Below are 20,877 nucleotides of genomic sequence, written 5' to 3'. Positions count from 1 at the left end.
CGCCGCCCCGTCGCCCCGTCACCCCGCCGATCCGTCGCCCCGTCGCCCCGTCGCCCCGCCGCCCCGTCGCCCCGCCGATCCGTCGCCCCGTCGCCTGCCGATCCCGGGGCTATGCCGAGCCGTCGCCGACGGTCGCCACCGCCCGGGCCGCCTCGGGCCCCTCGTCCAGGAGCACCCGGAACCCGTCGTCGTCCAGGACCGTCGCCCCGACCTGCAGCGCCTTGTCGTACTTGCTGCCCGGATCGGCACCCACGACGACGAAGCCGGTCTTCTTCGACACCGAGCCGGTCACCTTGCCCCCGCGCTCCTGGATCGCGGCGATCGCCTGGTCGCGGCTGTGGTCGCGCAGCGAGCCGGTGACCACGACCGTGACACCGGTGAGGGGCCCGGGCGGGGCGTCCTCCCCCGCGTCGGCCATCCGGACGCCGGCACGACGCCACTTCTCGACCACCTCGCGGTGCCAGTCGACGGCGAACCAGTCGCGCACCGAGGCGGCGATGGTCGGGCCGACGCCGTCGGCCGCGGCCAGTTCCTCCTCGCTCGCGGCCATGATGCGGTCGAGCGAGCGGAAGTCGCGGGCCAGCGCCTGAGCGGCGGTGGGACCGACGTGCCGGATGGACAGCGCGACCAGCACCCGCCAGAGCGGCACGTCCTTGCGGGTCTGCAGGTTGGACAGGAGCTTCTGGCCGTTGGCCGACAGGGTGCCGTCCTTCTTGGTGAAGAACGCCGACCGCCCGAGCTCCTCGGCATCGAGGAAGAACAGGTCGCCCTCGTCCTGCAGCAACCCGCTCTGCAGCAGCGCGACCGCCGCCTCGTACCCGAGGTTCTCGATGTCGAAGGCGCCGCGGCCCGCGACGTGGAACACGCGTTCGCGCAGCTGCGCGGGGCAGGACCGGGCGTTCGGGCAGCGGATGTCGGCGTCGCCCTCCTTCTCCGGCCGGAGTTCCGTGCCGCACTCCGGGCAGTGGGTGGGCATCTCGAACTCGCGCTCGCCGCCGGTGCGGGCGGCCACGACCGGGCCGAGCACCTCGGGGATCACGTCGCCGGCCTTGCGGATCACCACGGTGTCGCCGATCAGCACGCCCTTGCGCTTCACCTCGCTCGCGTTGTGCAGCGTGGCCAGCTGCACGGTGGAGCCGGCGACCTTCACCGGTTCCATGAAGGCGAACGGGGTGACCCGGCCGGTGCGGCCCACGTTGACCCGGATGTCGAGCAGCCTGGTCGTGGCCTCCTCGGGCGGGTACTTGAAGGCGATCGCCCACCGCGGGGCCCGCGAGGTCGAGCCGAGCCGGCGCTGCAGGGCCACCTGGTCGACCTTCACGACGACTCCGTCGATCTCGTGCTCGACGGAGTGCCGCTGCTCGCGGTAGCGCTCGACGTAGGCCCACACGCCCTCGAGGTCGTCGACCACCTCGAACCGGTCGCTGACCGGCAGGCCCAGCGCCCGCAGCCGCTCGTAGGCGGCCGACTGCCGCTCGGGCTCGACACCCTTCCGCGCGCCGAGCCCGTGGACCACCAGCCGCAGCGGCCGGCTGGCCGTGATCCGCGGGTCCTTCTGCCGCAGCGACCCCGCGGCGGCGTTGCGCGGGTTCGCGAACGGCGCCTTGCCCTGCTCGACCATCGCGGCGTTGACGTCGGCGAAGGCGGCGATCGGGAAGTAGATCTCCCCGCGGACCTCGAGCAGCTCGGGCACGTCCTCCCCGGTCAGCTGCACCGGGACGTCGTCCATGGTGCGGACGTTGGCCGTGACGTCCTCCCCCGTCGTGCCGTCGCCGCGGGTGGCCGCCCGGACCAGCCGGCCGCGCTCGTAGACGAGGGCGACGGCCACGCCGTCGACCTTGAGCTCGCACAGGTAGACCGCGGCCGTGCCGACCTCGCGCTCGATCCGGCCGGCCCACGCCGACAGCTCGTCACCGGAGAACGCGTTGTCGAGGCTCTGCATGCGCTCGAGGTGCGTGACCGGGGCGAAGGTGGCGGTGAAGCCGCCGTTGACCTTCTGGCTCGGCGAATCAGGCGTGACCAGCGCCGGGTGGCCGGCCTCGATCGCCGTCAGCTCGCCCATCAACTCGTCGTACTGGCCGTCGCTGATCAACGGCTGGTCGAGCACGTAGTAGGCGAAGGCGTAGCGGTCGAGCTCCTCGGACAGGTCGCGGTGGCGCGAGCGGACGCCGTCCGGCACCTCCGTCACGTCCTCCCGGTCGGTCGCGGCTACGACCGCCGGCTCGTCCAACTCGGCTTCGGTGGTCACGGCAGCACGGTATCCGGCGGGTACGACCGGGACGCGCCCGTTCACCCGCCCGGGCGGCCGCATCCTGACGCAGCTCCACAACGCCGGATCGGCGAGGCCGGAGCCCGGTCCCGGAAGGGCCGGTCCTGGCGCGCCCGGCTGGTCGAGGGGGACCATCGCCCGCGGGATCGCCGCCCCGGCCCCGCCCTCGCCCAGCAGGAGGCGCCATGGAACCGCTGCCCGTCGTCGCCGCGGCGGCCGAGGGCCCACCCGCCTACCTCGGGCCGGCGGCCGGCCTGGTGGTCACCGCCGCCGTCATCGGCTACCTCATGGCGCGGGCCAGGGTGGTGCCGATCGTCGGCTTCCTGGCCGCCGGGGTGCTCATCGGCCCGGCCCAGCTCGGCGTCGTCCAGAACGACGAGATCGTGCAGGCGGCGGCCGACATCGGCGTCATCCTGCTGCTGTTCACCATCGGCATCGAGTTCTCCCTCGAGCGGCTGGCCCGGGTGTGGACCTGGATCGCCCTCGGCGGCGCGGTGCAGGTCGGCCTCGCGACGACCGCCGGCCTCGGGATCACCCTCGCCCTGGGCGGCAGCTGGCAGGAGGGGGTGTTCACCGGCTTCCTGCTCGCGCTGTCGTCGACCGCGATCGTGCTGAAGCTGCTCGGCGACCGGCACGAGCAGTCCGGACGACGCGGGCAGCTGGCCCTCTCCCTGCTCATCGCCCAGGACCTCGCGGTCGTCGCCATGGTGCTGCTCGTGCCCCTGCTGGGCAGCGACAGCGGCGACGGTGAGGGCGGTGGGACGTCGCTGCTGCGGGCCGCCGGGACCGCGGTGCTGGTCGTCGCCGGCGTCCTCGTCGTCGCCCGGCGCGTGCTGCCGCCGGTGCTGGAGGTCGTGGCCCGCACCTGCTCGCCCGAGGTGTTCCTGCTGGCCGTCGTCGCGATCTGCTTCGGCACCGCCTTCCTCACCGCGCTGGCCGGGGTGAGCGTCTCGCTCGGCGCCTTCCTGGCCGGCCTGATGGTCAGCGAGAGCCGGGCCAGTTCGCAGGCCTTCGCCGAGGTGCTGCCGCTGCAAATCGTCTTCAGCGCGGTGTTCTTCGTGTCGGTCGGCATGCTGCTCGACGTCGGCTTCGTGCTGGACAACTGGGTGTTGGTGCTCGGCGCCGCCCTCGGCGTCCTCGTCGTCAAGACGCTGACCACGTCGGCCGCCGTCCTGGCGCTGCGCATCCGCTGGGGCACCGCCCTGGGGTCCGGGTTGCTGCTGGCCCAGGTCGGCGAGTTCTCCTTCGTGCTGCTGACCGTCGGCACGGCCGCCGGGCTCTCGCCGCTGGGTCTGGGGGACGACGGCGCGCAGACCTTCGTGGCGACGACGGTGCTGCTCATGGTGGCCACCCCCTGGCTGGCCGCGCTCGGCGCCCGCGTCGACCGGGGGGCGGGTGCGGTGACGCCGATGCCCGCGGACCGCGAGCCCCGTGACCGCTCCGCGCCCGGCCCCGAGTCGCTGTCCGACCACGTCGCGTTCCTTGGCTGGGGTCCGACGGCGCTGCACCTGGCGGACGTGCTGCGCTCCCGCGGGATCCCGCTGGTCATGACCACGCTCAACCCCGACGGCGGCGCGGAGGCGGCCGCCGCCGGGCATCCCGTGCTGCGTGGTGACCCGACCAAGATCCGGGTGCTGCAGGAGGCCGGCGTGCCCCGCGCCCGCCTGGTCGTGGTCGCCGAGGACGAGCCCGAGCAGGCCGAGCGGGTGGTGTCGGTGGCCCGGGCGCTGACGCGGGCGCCGATCGTCGTCCGCCCGCGGGGCGACGCCGACGTCGCCGTCCTGGCCGAGGCCGGCGCGGACGCCGTGGTCGACCGCGACCGCGCCTCCGACCACGCGCTGGTGCTGTCGGTGCTCGGCCGGCTCGGGCATCGCAAGAAGACCCCGGGCGAGAACGAGACGGTCGTCGACACGACCGCCGTCGTCCGCTACCCGTGGCCGGCCGGCAGCGGCTGCGACCACGGGCCGCTCTCGCGCCCGGTGCTGCCCAGGGCGTGGGGCTGCGTGGAGTGCCTGCGCGACGGGGACCACTGGGTGCACCTGCGCATCTGCCTCACGTGCGGCCACGTCGGCTGCTGCGACTCCTCCCCCCGCCGGCACGCCCGGGCGCACGCCGGCGAGGCGGACCACCCGCTGGTCTCCTCGGGGGAGCCGGGCGAGACGTGGGGCTACTGCTTCGTCGACGACGTCACGGTCGCCGAGCCGGACCAGGTCCCGCGGGCGGGCTCGCTGGAACCGCGCTGAGCGCCGGGCTCACTCCGGCTGCAGGTAGCGGGCCGCCTCGCGGACGTGCGCCATCGCGGCGCGGGCGTAACCGGGGGTGGCGCCGGCCAGGCCGCACGCCGGGGTGAGCGTCACGGCGTCCGCCAGCCCCGCGGCGGGGAAGCCGAGCTCGTTCCACCAGGCGCGCACGCGGGACGCGGTCGCCTTCGGCGCCGGCAGGGAGGCGTCGGTGCCCGGGACGACGCCGGCGAACAGGTGGGTGCCCGCATCGACGGCGCTGCCGACGGCGTCGAGGTCCTGCACGAGCCCGAGGTCGAACGACAGCGCCGCCGCTCCGGCCGCGCGGAACAGGTCCAGCGGCATGCGCGGTGCGCAGCAGTGCACCACCACCGGCACCGGGAGCGCGGCGACGAGGACGGCGAGCTCGGCCTCGACGTCCGGCGCGTCGACGGCGGGCAGCTTCCCCCAGCCGCTGGCGGTGGGCAGCCCGCCCTGCAGCACGGCGGGCACGGAGGGTTCGTCGAACTGGACGACGACCCGCGCGCCCGGCACCCGGGCGCGCACCGCGGCGACGTGCGCGGCGACCCCCTCGACCAGGGACTGGCCGAGGTCGCGCCGCGCGCCGGGGTCGACGACGGCGCGCTCGCCGCGGCTGCGCTCGAGCCCGGCGGCCAGGGTCCACGGTCCGGCCGCCTGCACCTTGAACGGGCCGGTCCAGCCCTCCGCCCCGTCGTGCAGGGCGTCGAGGTCGCGGGCGAGGAACTCCGAGGCCCGGCGCTGGTCGACCCCCGGACGGGGCACCAACCGCCAACCGGCGGGCGTGAGGTCGACGGCCAGGTCGACCAGCAGCGCGGCGCTCCGACCGATCAGGTCCGCACCGGCGCCGCGGCCGGGCAGCTCGGGCAGGTGCGGCAGGTCGGGCAGCTCGCCGAGCACCGTGCGCAGCGCCTCGGCCGGATCGGTGCCGGGCAGCGAGCCGATGCCGGTCGCGCCGCAGCGGGTCTCGACGGACGACCACCGGTCCCCACCGGTCGACTGGTTCGGAACCACGTGCCGACGGTAGCCCGACGGATCACCCGGCTCGACGGGCCTCCGGCTCGGGTCGCAGGTCGGGCCGGAGCCGCGACGGGCGCCGGCCCGAGCGGTGGTGCGGTGTCAGCAGCGGCCGGGGAAGTAGTCGTCGCTGCCGTCGTCGTCGAACGGCCGGGCGGGATCGGCCGACACGACGCGGTCCAGGGCCGGGGGCTGCACGGCGTCGCCGGAGGCGAGGTAGCTGGTCAGGACCTCGTTCGCCGACGGACCGGTGACCGGGACGGCGCCTCGCACCCGCCCGTCGAGGAAGGCGCCGAAGCCGTCCGCCCCGCTGAGCAGGAAGGAGCTGGCGGCGACCCGGTACACCCGGTCGAGGTCGAGCGGGGCGCCGTCGATGGTGACCTGCGCGGGGTCGATGCGCTCGCCGATCGGCGCCGCGGGGTCGAACGTGTACCGCACGTTGCCGGGCACCGACAGCTGCACGAAGGTCTCGTCGCCCGCCCGGATCGCCCACTGCTGCTCGAGCACCCGCTCGATGCCCGCGCCGGTCATCTCGACGACGTCGACCGTGTGGAGGGCCGGCTGGACGGTGTAGGTCTCGGCCCGCGTGATCTCGCCGTCCTCCTCGCTCGCGCCCAGGCCGGAGGTGCAGTCGAGGTCCTCCCCGATGGTCGCGGGGTGGACGAAGGCGATGTCGGCACCGCCGAGCGCGGGCACCGAGCGGGCGGCGGCCAGCCGCGCGTCGGCGATGACGTTGCCGAGCGTGGACTCGGAGTCCTGCACGACCCGCCCCCCGGCGTAGGCGCGGTCGAGGTCGTCGGTCTGCCGCCCGACCACAGCGGCCCCCGCCTTCTCGGCCCGCGAGCCCCAGTAGTCGACGACGGCGGCGACGTCCTCGTCGACCACGTCGCGGGTGACGGGGACGTTCGTGGCGCCGTAGGTGGCGCGCCGGTCCACCTCCCCGGTCTCGCGGTCGAGCACGAGGCGGATGTCGGTGACCAGCCGGCCGTAGTAGCCGGCCTGGGTGACCAGTCGCGGGGCCCCGCCGGCGGCCGACGGCAGGAGGCAGTTGTAGGCGGCGTTCGTGTGCGCGCTGATCACCAGGTCGACCGCCGGGCCGATGCGGGCGTTGATGTCGACGATCGGGCCCTGCAGGTCGCCGCAGCCGTTGGGGTCCTGCGGCTCGGGGGTGAGGTCGTCGCCGCCCTCGTGCACCAGCACGCCGATGGCCTCGATGCCCTGGTCGCGGATCTCGGGGATCCAGCGGTTGACCGCCTGCGCCTCGTCGATGAAGGCGACGTCGCCGATCCCGTCGGGCAGCACCCGGTCGGCGGTGGTGCGGGTCGTGACGCCGATCAGCGCGAGCCGCGGCCCGGACCCGCTCTGCAGCACCTGGTACGGCGGGAGCATGGGGTCGCCGGTGGCCCGGTCGACCACGTTGGCGGCGAGATAGGGGAACTGCGCGCCGTCGAACGCGTAGGCGCCCTCGCCGAAGCACCCGTCGACGTCCGGCGTGACGCCCTGGCAGGCGGTGACGTCGTCGCTCCAGGTGCCGTCCGTGGCCGCGGACAGGCGACGCAGCTCCTCGGTCCCCCGGTCGAACTCGTGGTTGCCGACCGAGGACAGGTCCAGCCCCATCTCGTCGAGGACCTCGACGGTGGGCTCGTCCTTGAAGACGGTCGACCGGAAGGGTGACGCGCCGATGAGGTCACCGGCGCCGACGAAGAACGACGCGCCGGGGCGGCCGGCGGTCTCCTGCCAGAAGCCCTCCTGGACCCGGTCGACGGTGGCCGCGACGTGGGCCGCACCCCCGACGAGGAGGGTCGTGTCGTCGGGGGTGGCGTACTGGCCGTCCGGGCCGGGCTCGACCAGCTTGCTGTCGTCGCCGGAGGTGGCCTGGATGCGGCCGTGGAAGTCGTTCATGGCGACCAGCTGGACGGCGACGTCGTCCGTGGACGTCGTGCTGAGGGCGACACCGAGCGCGTCGGCCACCACGGGCCCGCCCATGGCCGCAGCCGTCGCAAGGCTCATCGACATCGCTCTCAGCGATCGCACCGTCGACCTCCATCGCGGTCCGGTCGCGACCGCCCTGTCCTGATCCTTCGGCTAGGCGTCCTCCGTCCTGCGGATTTGCCACCCCGTCGAGGCAGGGTAACCCGGGAGAGCGAGGAAGACCCAGGCCGATATGGGAGTCGTTCGGTCACGCTGCGTGAGTGATGGTGCCCTGGCCGAGCACGCGGTCGCCCTCGACCGGGTCGGGGTGGTAGAGCACCGCGGACTGCCCCGGCGCGACGCCGCGCTGCTGTTCGGCCAGCACCAGTCGCAGCCCGCCGCCGTCGTCCGGGTGGACCGCGCACGGCACGGACGCGCCGTGCGCCCGCAGCTGCACCCCGGCGGTCAGGGGCAGCCGGGGCGCCTGCGCCGTCCAGGTGGGCGGGCCGGTCCGCACCCCGGTGACGCCGGCCTGCTCGGCGGTGCCGATGGTGACGGTCCGGCTGACCGGCTCGATGCCGAGCACGTAGCGGGGCCGCGCGTCGCCGACCGCGACGCCCAGGCCGCGGCGCTGGCCGACGGTGAACCCGTAGGTACCGGCGTGCTGCCCCACGGTCGTCCCGGTCGCCGCGTCGACCACCGGGCCCGGCCGCTCCCCGAGCCGGCGGGTGAGGAAGCCGCGGGTGTCGCCGTCGGGGATGAAGCAGATGTCGTGCGAGTCCGGCTTGGCCGCCACCGCGAAGCCGCGCTCGGCGGCGATCTCCCGCACCCGCTCCTTGGTCATGCCGCCCAGGGGGAAGACGGCTCCCGCCAGCTGGTCGGCGGTGAGGACGCCGAGGACGTAGGACTGGTCCTTCGCCAGGTCGACCGACCGGCGCAGGACGCCGTCGGCGAGCCGGGCGTGGTGGCCGGTGACGACGGCGTCGAAGCCGAGGGCGCGGGCCCGGTCCAGCACGGCGGCGAACTTGATCCGCTCGTTGCAGCGCAGGCAGGGGTTCGGCGTCCGGCCGGCCGCGTACTCGGCGACGAAGTCGTCGACGACGTCCTCGGTGAAGCGGTCGGCGAGGTCCCAGACGTAGAAGGGGATGCCCAGCTCGTCGGCGACCCGGCGGGCGTCGTGGGCGTCCTCGACGCTGCAGCAGCCCCGGGCGCCGCTGCGCAGGGTCTGCCGGTCGGGCGAGAGCGCCAGGTGCACGCCGGTCACGTCGTGCCCGGCGTCGACGGCCAGCGCGGCGGCGACGGCGGAGTCGACGCCGCCGCTCATCGCGGCGAGCACCCTCATCGACGGCCCAGCCCCGCGCGCCGCGCGCGGTCGACCACCGGGCCGATGACGGCGAGCAGGGCGTCGACGTCGGCGTCGGTGGAGGTGTGGCCGAGGGTGAAGCGCAGGGAGCTGCGCGCCCGGTGCGGGTCGGCGCCCACGGCCAGCAGCACGTGGCTGGGCCGTGCGACGCCGGCGCTGCACGCGGATCCGGTCGAGCACTCGACGCCTTGGGCGTCGAGCAGCATGAGCAGGGCGTCGCCCTCGGCGCCCGGGAAGGACAGGTGCGCGTTGCCCGGCAGCCGCCCGGGCCCGCCGGCGACGACGTCGTCCAGCGCCGGACCGTTGAGCTGGGCGTCGGGCACCTGCTCCACCACCCCGGCGACGAGCCGGTCGCGCAGCCGGCCGATCTCCGCGGTGCGCCCCACCCGCGAGCGGACGGCGCCGGCTGCGGCGACGGCGAGCCCGACGATCGCCGCGACGTCGAGGGTCCCGGAGCGGACGTCGCGCTCCTGACCGCCGCCGTGCAGCAGTGGCGTGCACTCCGCGTCCCGGCGCAGCAGCAGCGCACCGGCGCCCATCGGACCGCCGAGCTTGTGGCCGGTCAGGGTGAGCGCGTCGACGCCGCTCGCGGTGAAGTCGACCGGGACCTGGCCGACCGCCTGGACGGCGTCGGTGTGCAGGGGCACGCCGACGCCGTGCGCCAGCTCGGCCAGGGCCGCGACGTCGCTGACCGTGCCGATCTCGTTGTTGGCCCACATCGTGCTCACGAGCGCGACGTCGCGGCCGTCGCCGAGGGCCTCGGCCAGCGCCGCCGGGGTCACCCGCCCGTCCGTCTCGACGGCGAGCCAGGCGACCTCCGCGCCCTCGTGCTTGGCCAGCCACTCGACGCTGTCGAGGACGGCGTGGTGCTCGGCCGGGCTGACGACGATCCGCCGGCGGTGCGCGTCCGCGGCCCGACGGGCCCAGTAGAGGCCCTTGACGGCGAGGTTGTCGCTCTCCGTGCCGCCGCTGGTGAACAGCACCTCCGAGGGCCGCGCGCCCACCGCTTCGGCCAACCGCTCGCGCGACTGCTCGGCCGCGCGCCGGGCCGCCCGCCCGCTGGCGTGCAGCGACGACGCGTTGCCGACGCGGCCCAGCTGCTCGGTCATCGCGGCCAGCACCTCGGGGAGCACCGGCGTGGTGGCCGCGTGGTCGAGGTAGACCGGCACCGAGGAGGTCATCTGCCCTCCTCGCGGGCGCTCGTCGGCCGTCTGACCGTCATGCTGGGCTCCTTCGTGACCTCGCGAACTCGGTCACCGCGCCAGGGTAGTCGCGCGGCGTGCGCTGGCCTCGCGAGGCGGAGCGGCCGCCCGGCCGGCCACCCGGACACCGACGAGGGCGACGGCGGTGAGCCCGACGATCGCGCCGACCACGGCGAGCGGTAGGGAGAAGGCGCCGGCGGTCGCGGCCGCCACCAGCACCCCGGCCAGGCCGATGCACAGTGCCGAGGCGGTGACGTCGGCGATCTGCAGCGCGGCGGAGTTCTCCCCGCGCGTGTCCTCGGGCGACTGGTCCAGCAGCAGCACGCCCACGCTCGGCATGCCCAGGCCCATGCCCAGCCCGGCCACCGTCCAGGAGAGGTACACCGGCCAGCCGCCGAAGGCCGGCAGCGCGGCCAGGACGGTGCCCGCCAGGCCGAGGGCGAGCAGGACGAAGCCGGCGCGCAGCACGCGCTCCCGCGGCAGATCCGGACGGCGGCCCTGCAGGTGCGAGGCGAGTGCCCACCCGATCGCGCCGGCGGTCAGCGGCAGGCCGGCCGCGGTCGGCTCGTAGCCGTGCACGGCGGTCAGCGTCAGCGGGATCAGCGCGTCCATGCCGAAGAACGCGCCCGCCAGGAGCCCCCGCGAGGCGATGACCGCGGGCAGCCCCCGCGCCGCGCGCGCGGTGCCGCGCGGCAGCAGGCGGCGCAGGCCGGCGGCCAGCGCGGCGATCCCGGCGGCGGCGACGGCGAGCGCGGGCAGGTCCAGGCGTTGGCCGGCGTACTGCAGTGCGGCGATGCCGAGACCCGCCAGCAGCGCCCACCGGGCCCGTCCGGTGCGGACGCCGGCGCCGGCTCCGGACGTCGTCGATGCCGTCCCACGGCGTTCGGAGATCCGCTCACCGGCACCGGCCGACGCCCCGCGCTCACCGGCACCGGCCGACGTCCCGTCGTGAGCAGCCGCCAGTGCGCCGTCCCCCACCACTGCGGCGTGGCGGCGACCGGCGGAGACCACGAGCAGGAGCCCGACGAGGACCAGGGGCAGGAGACCGAGGAAGACCCACCGCCAGCCGGCATGCGTCGTGACCAGACCCGCGACGAGCGGGCCGACCAGCGCGGGCAGCACCCAGGCCGCGGAGATGGCCCCGAACAGGCGTGGTCGCAGGGCCGGGGCGAACGCCTGACCGGCGATGACGTAGAGGAGGACGACCATCACGCCGGCGCCCAGGCCCTGCACCGCGCGCCCCACCACGAGCACGGCCATCGCTCCGGCCGATCCGGCGACGAGCAGTCCGGCGGCGAAGACGGCGACGCCGAGCGGCAGGGCTGTCCGCGCACCGCGACGGTCGCCGGCCTCGCCGCCCAGCACCATGCCCACGACCGACGCGACCAGGAAGGCGCTGAAGGGCCAGGCGTACCAGGCCAGGCCGCCGAGCTCGGTCACGGCCGACGGCATCGCCGTCCCCACGGCCATCGCCTCGAACGCGATGAGCGTGACCAGCGTCAGCAGGCCGACCGTCGTCCGCCGGTGCTCGCGGTCCAGCACCCCCGCCGACGATCCTCCGCTCCGCACGCCCACTCCCCCGCCAACTCTTCACGGTTCCGCACGCTTCCCGCCGACCTCCGCGCGCCGCAGCGCTCGTGCGGTCGCCGGCACGCGACGCCGCGAAGTGTGCAGCGCACCACCGAGCGGCCGCACCACCTTTCTGGTGACGACTCGCCGCTCCCGGTGCGAACGGCCGGGACGAGGGAAACGGCTGGTCAGCGACTCGCCATGGTGCTATCATCGAACACGTGTTCGATGATGGTGGAGCGGTCGCTGCTGCCGGCGGCTCGTCATCGGAACGGCGGCTGGCCGCCCGCCTGGAGTCGGCCGGCCCCGCGAGCGGCGGCGCGTGGTCGGCCGGTGAGCGCGGCTGCGTGCTCGACCTGGTCCACCCGTGCCGGCGCACCGGACGCCGGTTCTCCTACACCGGCCGCCGGCACGGGTCGGCGCGGCCCGGCCCGAGTGCCCGGCCGTCCGCCCGCGGACGGTCCGGCGGCGCGGACCCGCGGGTGCAGGTGCCGGCCGGGTCCGGCGGAGCCGATCCCGGCCCCGTCGGCACGCAAGCGGGCCGCGCGGGCGCGCTCGGGAGCAGCGCGGCCGCGCCGTCGGCCGACCGGACCGCCGAGCCCGGTGGCGCGGACGCGACGGCGGATCAGGCGACCGACCGGGCGGACCGCGCTCCGTCGCCGCCGCTCGACGCCGGCGGAGAGCCGGGTGACGCGGGACCGCGGGAGGACTGCGGTCCGGCGGCCGGGGACGGTGCGGCCGGGCCGCCGTTGGCGGTGCTGCTCGAGCACGGAGTGGACGCGCTGGACCAGGCCCGGGTGGCGCACGAGGAGCTGTCCCGGCAGGCCGCGGCGCGGGCGAGGGCGCTGCACGCCTTCGCCCGGCAGCGGCCGGCCGGCGCCTTCGACCGGGCGCCGGGCCAGACCGGCGCGCTGTCCGCGGCCGCCCGGGCGGCGAGGCCGGCGGCGCTGACCGAGGTCAGCGAGTGGGCGGTGCACGAGGTGGCCGTCGCGCTGCGGATCTCCCGGGCGGCGGCCACCGCGCTGCTGGAGCAGGCGGTGGTGCTGGTCGAGCGGCTGCCCGGCACGCTGGCCGCGCTCGGCGACGGCGGGCTGACTCCGGCGCACGCCGCGGTGCTGGGCGAGGTGGTCGGCGCGGTCGACGACCCAGGCGTGCGGGCGCAGGCCGAGGCGCGGCTGCTGGCCCGGCTGGGCGCCAAGACCCCGCCGGAGCTGAAGGCCGCCGCCCGCCGGGTGGTGGCGCGGCTGGACGCCGAGGCCGCCGCCGGGCGGATGGTCCGCGCGCTGCGCGCGCGGCGGGTCGGCCTGGCCGAGGGCGCCGACGGCATGGCCGAGCTGACCGCGGTGCTGGCCGGGCCGGTCGGCCAGGCCTGCCTGCGCACCCTGGAGGCGCTCGCCGAGGCCACCGGCGGCCCCGGCGACGAGCGGACCCGCGCCCAGCGGATGGCCGACTGCCTGGCCGACCTGATCCTGCGGCCGGGGGAGAACGACCTGCCCGCGGTGCAGATCGACCTGACCGTGGTGGCGTCCGCGGAGACGCTGCGCGGCGGCGGCGAGCCCGGCGAGGTCGACGGCGTGCTGGTGCCCGCCGAGATGGTCCGCGAGCTGGCCTACGCGCTGGGCCTGCTGCCCCGGCCCGCGACCGCGGACGGCGAGGACGGCGGGCCGGACGAGCGCCCCGCCGGGTACGCGCCCGGCGCGCCGGGGGCGGCCGCGCAGGCCACCAGCGAGGCGACCACCGGCGAACCCGCCGCCACCGAACCCCGTGCCGCCGGAGCGAGCGACGGCGAGGCAAGCACCGGCGAACCCGCCGCCACCGAACCCCGTGCCGCAGAGGCGAGCGAGGGCGAGGCAAGCGCCGGCGAACCCGCCACCACCGAACCCGCCACCACCGAACCCGCACCGGCCGGAACGCCGGATACCCCCGCGGTGACCGCCGCGGAGGGCGGGCCGACCGGCGCCGAGCCGCGCTCCGCCGGCGGCGAGCCGGATTCCGGCGGCTCGTTCGCCGCCGCGCTGCAGCGCCGCCGGGCCGACCTCGACACCCGCCAGCAGCAGGCCCGCACCCGGGCCGCCGCCGGCGCGGCCGCGGCCGCCCGCGCCGGCCGGTGGACCGACGGCGACCAGCGCGACCTGCTCGACCTGGCCGCGCTGCTCACCGTCCGCGACACCGCCGGCACCGCGCTGGCCCACCGCCCGCACATCGCCGTGGTCGACAAGCTGCGCGGCACCCTGGTCGCGCTCACCGACGCCACCGGCCTCTGCCGGCTGCAGCCGCTCGGCCCACCGCCGGGCACCGACGGCTACGAGCCGCCGGCCGCGCTGGCCCGCTTCGTCCGGCTGCGCGACCGGCGCTGCCGGTTTCCCGGCTGCCGCGCCCGACCCCGCCGCTGCGACCTCGACCACCAGCGCCCCTGGCCGCACGGCCCCACCGCGCACACCAACCTGTGCTGCCTGTGCGAGACCCATCACCGGCTCAAGCACCAGGCCCCCGGCTGGCGGATCGCCCCGGCCGACGACGACGGCCTCGCCGTCCAGACGCCCAGCGGCGACGTGATCGTCACCCACCCACCCCGCTACGGCGCCGACGACGATCTCCCCCCGTTCTGACCGTGCTCGCGCATGCGCGGGGCTGGCCCCACACCGAGCCTCGCCCCGGCGATCGCCGTCCTCGCGTTCGCGCTGGTCGACAGGCGGTCTGCGCGGTGCGTCGCCTCCAGCGGCCGCGTCGTACCGTCCCCGGACACGCATCGAGCGCCGACCCCACCGGGTGCGGCGCTCGATGCGTGACGTGCTCGATCCGGGCGGGCGATCCCGCTCAGCCCTTGAGGGCGATCCCGCTCAGCCCTTGCGGGCGACCACGCTCAGCCCTTGCGGGCGATCCCGCTCAGCCCTTGCGGGCGATGATCTTCTTCGTCGCCTCGGGGACGACGGTGTTCAGGTCGCCCACCACGCCGAAGTCGGCCAACTCGAAGATCGGCGCCTCGGGGTCCTTGTTCACCGCGACGATCGTCTTCGAGGTCTGCATGCCGGCGCGGTGCTGGATCGCCCCGGAGATGCCGACGGCGATGTAGAGCTGCGGCGACACCGTCTTGCCGGTCTGCCCCACCTGGAAGGTGTGCGGGTAGAAGCCGGAGTCGACGGCGGCGCGCGAGGCGCCGACTGCCGCGCCGAGCGAGTCGGCCAGACCCTCGATGATCGAGAAGTTCTCCGCACTGGCCACGCCGCGGCCGCCGGAGACGACGATCGAGGCCTCGGTCAGCTCCGGCCGCGACGACTTCTGCTCGACCACGCGGTCGAGCACCCGGGTCTTCCTCGCCTCCTCGGAGACGACGACCTCGACCGGCTTCTCCTCGCCGGCGGCCGGCGCGAGCTCTGCGGTGACCGAGTTCCCGCGCAGCGTGTAGATCGGCGTGCCGGTGGTGACCTTGGCGTGCACGACGGTGGCACCGGCGAAGGCCACCTGGGTGGCCGTGCCGTCGGCAGCGATCTCGGTGACGTCGGTGAGGAAGCCCGAGCCCGTCTTGAGCGCCAGCCGCGCGGCCACCTCCTTGCCCTCCGCCGACGACGGGATCACGACTGCGGCGGGCGACGTCTCGGCCACGAGCCTCGCCAGCAGCTCGGCCTTCGGCGCGACCAGGTAGTCGTCCAACTCGGGCGACTCGGCGACGTACACGCTGGCCGCCCCGTACTCGGCCAGCTTCTCGCGCACCTTCGCGGCGGAGCCGGGAGCGCCGGTGACCACCGCGGCGGGCTCGCCGAGGGCACGAGCGGCGGTCAGCGCCTCGAGCGTCGTCTTGCGGACGCCGTCACCGGTCGGGTCGAGCTCGGCCAGGACCAGGACCTCTGCCATGTCTTTCGCTGCTCCTCTACGTCTTCTCTGACGCGTGCGTGTCGGGGAGGCGGGACCGCCGCGACGGAGTCAGACGATCTTCTGGCTCGCGAGGTACTCGACGAGCTTGTCGGCACCGTCGCCTTCGTCGGCGACCTTGACGCCCTCCCCCTTCGGCGGCCGACCGGAGAAGTCCAGCACCTGCGAGGTGGCGCTGGCCAACCCCACGGTCGACGGGTCGATGCCCAGGTCGGCCAGCGTCTTGGTCTCCACCGGCTTCTTCTTCGCCGCCATGATCCCCTTGAAGGAGGGGTAGCGCGGCTCGTTGATGGTGTCCCAGGTCGACACGATCGCCGGAAGGGGCGCCTCGAGCGCCCAGAAGCCGCCGTCGGTCTGCCGCTCGACCTTGGCCACGCCGTCGTCGATCGTGAGCTTGCGCGCCCCGGACAGCTGCGGGATGCCCAGCCGCTCGGCCAGCAGCGCCGGCATCACCGACACCTGCCCGTCGGTGGACTCCGCGCCGCACAGGATCAGGTCGTAGTCCATCTGCTGCAGCGCTGCGGCCAGCACCGCCGACGTCTGCACCGCGCACGAGCCGTGCATCGCTTCGTCGGTCACGTGCACCGCCCGGTCAGCACCCATCGACAGCGCCTTGCGGATCGCGTCGGCCGCCGAATCCGGGCCGACGGTCAGGATGGTGACCTCGCCGCCGTGGGCCTCCTTGACGACGAGCGCCTCCTCGATGGCGTACTCGTCCATCTCGTTGATGACGTTGTCGGCTCCGGCGCGCGCCACGGTGTTGTCGGCCGGGTCCAGCTTCCGCTCGCTGCCGGAATCGGGGACCTGCTTGACGAGAACGACGATGTTCATCGGGGCTCACCTACCTGACGCGGTATCGGGACGCGGGGCGCTGCCCGCCGTGCAGCCGGACTGGGCTCCGAGCACCGAGGCTACCGCCGGGCGCGGGGGTCTCCCGCCCCTGGGCCGCCCACGGTGACCCAGGTCACGCAGGGCGGCCGCGGGCGACCCGGGACGTCGACACCGGACACCGGACACCGGACACCGGACACCGGACACCGGACACTGGACACCGGACACCGGGCCGACCGACACCTCAGCCGTCGCCGGACGGCGGTCGCCGGCGCCCCTCGCCGACCGGTCCGCACCCGGGCGGGCGGGAGACCGGGGCGCCGGGCGGACGCCGAGCACCGGGCGCCCGGTCACGCTCCGTCGCCCGGCGGTCGCCACTCCCCGGTGGCGAGGAAGTGCTCGAGCGTCGCGGTCGGTGGACTGAGGTCCAGGCCCTGCCCGGCGACCCAGTCGTCGGAGTAGTACGTGCGCGCGTAGCGCTCGCCGCCGTCGCACAGCAGCGTGACCACGCTCCCGCTGCGCCCCGCGGCGACCATCTCCGCGACCAGCTGGTAGGCGCCCCACAGGTTGGTCCCGGTGGAGCCGCCGGCCCGGCGTCCGGTTATCCGCTCCAGGTGGCGCATCGCCGCGAGCGAGGCCGCGTCGGGCACGCACAGCATCCGGTCGACGATCGTCGGCACGAACGACGGCTCCACCCGCGGGCGGCCGATTCCCTCGATGCGTGACGGGCGCCCCGTCGCCGCCGTCGGGTCGCCGTCGCGCCAGGACGGGTAGAAGGACGACCCCTCCGGGTCGACGACGGCCAGCCGCGTGGGCAGCCGCCGGTAGCGCAGGTAGCGGCCGATGGTGGCGCTGGTGCCGCCGGTGCCCGCGCCGACCACCACCCACTCGGGCACCGGGTGCCGCTCCAGGGCCAGCTGCTCGAAGACCGACTCGGCGATGTTGTTGTTGCCCCGCCAGTCGGTGGCCCGCTCGGCGTAGGTGAACTGGTCGAGGTAGTGACCTCCGCACTCGGCAGCCAGCCGGCGGGCGGCGTCGTAGATCTCCGCCGCGGAGTCGACGAAGTGGCACCGACCGCCGTGGAACTCGATCAGCGCCACCTTCTCGGGGCTGGTCGAGCGGGGCATCACCGCCACGAACGGCAGGCCGAGCATGCGCGCGAAGTAGGCCTCGCTCACCGCGGTCGAACCGCTCGACGCCTCCACCACCGTGCTGCCCTCGGTGATCTGCCCCGAGCACAGCCCGTAGAGGAACAGCGAGCGGGCCAGGCGGTGCTTGAGGCTGCCGGTCGGATGGGTCGACTCGTCCTTGAGGTAGAGATCGACGCCCCACTGCGGCGGGAGCGGGTGGACCAGCAGGTGCGTGTCGGCACTGCGCCGCGCGTCGGCCTCCACGGCGGCGACGGCCCGGTCCACCCACGCCCGGCCGGCCGGATCGGACCTGTCGACGTCCCCGAGATCGGTCGTCCCGGCGTCGGGCCCGGCGGAGCTCACGCCGTCGCCCGTCGTCCGGCCCCCGTCGGCCCACCGGTCGGCGCGCTCCGCGCACGGACGCACCCCTCGACGCCCGGTACGGCGTGCACCCGATCGCACAGCTCCGGCACGGCCGACGTCACCTCCCGGTGAACGTGGCCTTGCCCGGGCCGTGCTCCAGGAAGCTGCTCATGCCGGCCTTCTGGTCCTCGGTGTCGAAGAGCTCGGCGAACAGCCGGCTCTCCAGCTCCAGACCCTGGGCCAGCGGGAGGTCGAGGCCCTCGTCGACCGCCTTCTTCGCCGCGGCCAGCGCCAGCGGCGGCCCCGTGGCGAACTTGCGGGCCATGGCGACCGCCGTCGACCGCACCTCGTCGTCCGGGACGACGGCGTCGACCAGCCCGATGGCCAACGCCTCCTCCGCACCGACGTGCCGACCGGTGAAGACCAGGTCCTTGGCCCTGGCCGGGCCGACCAGGCGGGCCAGCCGCTGCGTGCCGCCGGCACCGGGGATGACGCCGAGCAGGATCTCCGGCTGGCCGATCTTGGCGTTCGCCCCGAGCACGCGGAAGTCGGCGCACAGCGCGAGCTCGTAGCCGCCGCCCAGCGCATAGCCGGTGATCGCCGCGATCACCGGCTTCGGGATGTGCGACACCTCGGTGAACGACGCGGTGAGCTCCCGTCCCCAGGTGACCATGCCCGCCCGGTCGAGCCGGCTCATCGCCTTGATGTCGGCACCGGCGGCGAACACCTTCTCCCCGCCGTACAGGACGACGGCCCGGACGTCGGGGTCCTGGGTGGCCTGCTGCGCGGCGGCGCGCACCTCCCGGTGCAGCTGCTCGTCGATCGCGTTCATCTTCGGCCGGTCGAGGCGGATGGTGCCCACCCCGTCCTCGACGGTCAGGGTCACGAACTCGGGCTCGGCCACGGGGGTCCTCCTGGTTGCGACGACGTCGTCGCAGCGACCCTAGCCAGCCGCGTCGCCGGCGCTCGCGCCCCGTCGCCGCAGGCCGTCGAGGACGGTCATGGTCAGCAGCCGCTCGACGTCCCCTGCGGCGAGCCGGCCCAGGCGGACGCCGTCGGCCGCGGCCACCACCAGCCAGGTGACCGAGGACAGCACCCACTCGGCCGGCACGTCGACGCGGAGGTCGCCGGACTCCTGGCCGCGGTGCACCATGCGGCGCACCCGGTCGTCGGTCTCCGCCGCGAGCGCCAGCAGGTCGGCCTCGACGGCCTCGTCGATCGGCTGCAGTGCGAGCAGCCCGTACCCGGGCGCCAGGCGGGTGAGCCCGCCGAGCAGCCGGGCGAGGGCGTCGGCCGCCGGCCCCTCCTCCAGCCGCGCCTCCTCGACCGCCGCGGTGTACGCCTCGACCGCACGCCGGCTCAGCTCGATCACCAACGCGGACCGCGACGGGTAGCGGCGGAAGAGCGTCGCCCGGCTGACACCGGCCGCCGCGGCGACCTCGGCCATCGACGCGGTGGGCCGGGCGGCGAGCAAGCGGGCGGCCGCGTCGGCGATGGGATCACGGGACGTCACGTCGCGATCCTAGTCCCCATGAGACATATATGTCTCAGATGAGCTAATATAGTCTCATGCCAAGCCTCGCTGTCCGTCCATGACCCCCGCCCTGGCCGCCGGCATCGCCGGTCTCGCCGCCGTGGACTCGTTCAACCCGGCCACCATCGCCGGCGTCGCGCTGATCCTGCTGTCGCCGATGCGCCGGCCGGTGGCGTCTGCGCTCGCCTTCGTGCTCGGCTGCTACGCCGTCGTCCTGGCGCTGGGCACCGTGGTGTTCCTGTCCGCCGGGGCCGCGGCAGAGGCGGTGTCGGGCGGGCTGGTGTGGATCCGGCGGGTCGCCTTCGCGTTCACCGCGCTGGCCCTGCTCGTCGTCGCCGTCCGGAGGCTGCGCGAGCGGCGCCGCGGGGCCGTCGAGCTGCCGGCGTGGTTCTCGCCCTGGACCGCCGCGCCGATCGGCGTGCTGGTCACCGGCGCCGACCTGCCCAACGCCTTCCCGTTGTTCATCGCCATCGAGCGGCTCATTGCCGCCGACGTGCCGACCGGGGCCGGCGTCCGCGTGCTCGCGCTCTACGACGTCGTCTACTGCCTGCCCTGCCTCGTCCTGCTGGTGCTGGGCACGCTGCACCGCGACCGGGTCCGGCGCCGGCTGGCGCGCGTCTACGACCGCATCGGCCGTGAGCGCACGGTGCCGCGCAGCGTCCCGGCCGCGGCGGGGCTGACCCTGCTGGCGATCGGTGCCGGAGTCGTCGCCGCGACCGCCTGACTGCGCCGCTACGCCGCGCGGCGGGCGGTGAAGCGGTCGTCCTGCCGGTCGAGGGTCAGCGGCAGCCCGAACGCCTCCGAGAGCGCCTCGCCGGTGAGGACGTCGTCCAGCGGACCGGACGCGACCACCGCCCCCTCCCGCAGCAGGAGGGCGTGCGTATACCCGGGCGGGATCTCCTCGACGTGGTGCGTCACCAGCACCTGCGCCGGCGCGTAGAGGTAGCGGGCGAGGTCGGTCAACCGGGAGACGAGGTCCTCGCGCCCGCCGAGGTCGAGGCCGGCGCCCGGCTCGTCGAGCAGCAGCAGCTCGGGGTCGGGCATGAGGGCGCGGGCGATCTGGGCGCGCTTGCGCTCCCCCTCCGAGAGCGTCCCGAACGGCCGGTTGGCGAAGGCGGCCACACCCCACTGCTCCATGAGCATCCCGGCGCGGGTGAGGTCGTGGACGTCGTAGCGTTCCCGCCAGCGGCCGACGACCGCGTACCCGGCCGACACCACGATGTCGCCGGTGCGCTCCGACGGCGCGAGCCGCTGGGCCAGCGCTGTGCTGGTCAGGCCGATGCGCGGGCGCAGCTCGAAGACGTCGACCGCGCCGAGCGTCTCGCCCAGCAGCTGCACCTCGCCCCGGGTCGGGTGCATCTGGGCTGCGGCCAGCTGGAGCAGCGTGGTCTTGCCGGCGCCGTTGGGGCCGAGCACCACCCAGCGGTCGTCGGCCTCGACCGTCCAGTCCACGCCGCGCAGCAGGTGGTTCTGCCCCCGGACGACGTCCACCCCGTGCATCTCGACGACCGGTTCGCTCGGCACGCGCCCCATCCAACCAACCCGCCTCCGCCGCCACCG

General features: G+C 75.5%; 15 protein-coding genes. 3 read left to right on the top strand and 12 right to left on the bottom strand.

Going from position 1 to position 20,877, the window contains the following annotated elements:
- Window positions 1-109: 109 nt before the first annotated feature.
- Window positions 110-2,248, bottom strand: coding sequence for an NAD-dependent DNA ligase LigA (ligA, locus tag OF117_RS05535; protein ID WP_263551805.1), 2,139 nt, complete (start codon window positions 2,246-2,248; stop codon window positions 110-112).
- 206 nt (window positions 2,249-2,454) lie between these two features.
- Between ligA and OF117_RS05530 the strand changes: the two genes are divergently transcribed.
- A complete protein-coding gene (locus OF117_RS05530; protein WP_263551804.1) occupies window positions 2,455-4,512 on the top strand; it encodes a cation:proton antiporter in 2,058 nt (685 codons plus the stop codon).
- Between the two features lie 9 nt (window positions 4,513-4,521).
- Here the strand turns inward: OF117_RS05530 and OF117_RS05525 are convergent, their stop codons facing one another.
- From OF117_RS05525 to OF117_RS05505, 5 genes are all read right to left on the bottom strand, one after another.
- Entirely contained in the window at window positions 4,522-5,541 is a 1,020-nt protein-coding gene (locus tag OF117_RS05525; protein ID WP_263551803.1) for a methionine synthase, read from the bottom strand.
- Between the two features lie 105 nt (window positions 5,542-5,646).
- Window positions 5,647-7,578, bottom strand: a complete 1,932-nt coding sequence (locus OF117_RS05520; protein ID WP_263551802.1) for a bifunctional metallophosphatase/5'-nucleotidase — start codon at window positions 7,576-7,578, stop codon at window positions 5,647-5,649.
- Between the two features lie 145 nt (window positions 7,579-7,723).
- On the bottom strand, window positions 7,724-8,797 hold the full coding sequence (gene mnmA, locus OF117_RS05515) for a tRNA 2-thiouridine(34) synthase MnmA (RefSeq protein WP_263551801.1): 1,074 nt from the start codon (window positions 8,795-8,797) through the stop codon (window positions 7,724-7,726).
- A complete protein-coding gene (locus tag OF117_RS05510; protein ID WP_263551800.1) occupies window positions 8,794-9,999 on the bottom strand; it encodes a cysteine desulfurase family protein in 1,206 nt (401 codons plus the stop codon). The genes mnmA and OF117_RS05510 overlap by 4 nt, the downstream gene beginning before the upstream one ends.
- Window positions 10,000-10,071: 72 nt before the next feature.
- Entirely contained in the window at window positions 10,072-11,589 is a 1,518-nt protein-coding gene (locus OF117_RS05505; RefSeq protein WP_263551799.1) for an MFS transporter, read from the bottom strand.
- Window positions 11,590-11,810: 221 nt separating this feature from the next.
- Between OF117_RS05505 and OF117_RS05500 the strand changes: the two genes are divergently transcribed.
- Window positions 11,811-14,198: a DUF222 domain-containing protein gene (locus OF117_RS05500; protein ID WP_263551798.1), complete on the top strand. Its 2,388-nt coding sequence runs from the start codon at window positions 11,811-11,813 to the stop codon at window positions 14,196-14,198.
- Between the two features lie 277 nt (window positions 14,199-14,475).
- On the opposite strand, the gene OF117_RS05495 is transcribed toward OF117_RS05500, so the two are convergent.
- The 5 genes from OF117_RS05495 to OF117_RS05475 all read right to left on the bottom strand — a co-directional run bounded on the left by OF117_RS05495 (window position 14,476) and on the right by OF117_RS05475 (window position 19,296).
- Window positions 14,476-15,441, bottom strand: a complete 966-nt coding sequence (locus OF117_RS05495; protein ID WP_263551797.1) for an electron transfer flavoprotein subunit alpha/FixB family protein — start codon at window positions 15,439-15,441, stop codon at window positions 14,476-14,478.
- A 69-nt stretch (window positions 15,442-15,510) separates the two neighbouring features.
- Window positions 15,511-16,290 (bottom strand): electron transfer flavoprotein subunit beta/FixA family protein, encoded by a 780-nt coding sequence (locus OF117_RS05490; RefSeq protein ID WP_263551796.1) that lies wholly within the window; start codon window positions 16,288-16,290, stop codon window positions 15,511-15,513.
- 350 nt (window positions 16,291-16,640) lie between these two features.
- Window positions 16,641-17,783 carry a PLP-dependent cysteine synthase family protein gene (locus OF117_RS05485; protein ID WP_318014220.1) on the bottom strand — a complete coding sequence of 381 codons (1,143 nt, stop codon included), beginning with the start codon at window positions 17,781-17,783 and terminating at the stop codon, window positions 16,641-16,643.
- A 118-nt stretch (window positions 17,784-17,901) separates the two neighbouring features.
- Window positions 17,902-18,687 (bottom strand): enoyl-CoA hydratase/isomerase family protein, encoded by a 786-nt coding sequence (locus tag OF117_RS05480; RefSeq protein ID WP_263551795.1) that lies wholly within the window; start codon window positions 18,685-18,687, stop codon window positions 17,902-17,904.
- 39 nt (window positions 18,688-18,726) lie between these two features.
- On the bottom strand, window positions 18,727-19,296 hold the full coding sequence (locus tag OF117_RS05475) for a TetR/AcrR family transcriptional regulator (RefSeq protein ID WP_263551794.1): 570 nt from the start codon (window positions 19,294-19,296) through the stop codon (window positions 18,727-18,729).
- Window positions 19,297-19,375: 79 nt separating this feature from the next.
- Here OF117_RS05475 and OF117_RS05470 point away from each other — a divergent pair, with 79 nt between their 5' ends.
- Entirely contained in the window at window positions 19,376-20,041 is a 666-nt protein-coding gene (locus tag OF117_RS05470) for a GAP family protein (protein ID WP_263551793.1), read from the top strand.
- Window positions 20,042-20,049: 8 nt separating this feature from the next.
- Here OF117_RS05470 and OF117_RS05465 read toward each other — a convergent pair whose 3' ends face one another.
- Window positions 20,050-20,850, bottom strand: coding sequence for an ABC transporter ATP-binding protein (locus tag OF117_RS05465; protein ID WP_263551792.1), 801 nt, complete (start codon window positions 20,848-20,850; stop codon window positions 20,050-20,052).
- Window positions 20,851-20,877: the final 27 nt, after the last annotated feature.

The sequence above is a fragment of the Geodermatophilus sp. YIM 151500 genome, from assembly GCF_025716945.1.
In the GTDB taxonomy this organism is placed as follows: domain Bacteria; phylum Actinomycetota; class Actinomycetes; order Mycobacteriales; family Geodermatophilaceae; genus YIM-151500.
The sequence above is the reverse complement of the archived record's forward strand: the minus strand, read 5'-3'. Positions and strand labels throughout refer to the sequence as shown.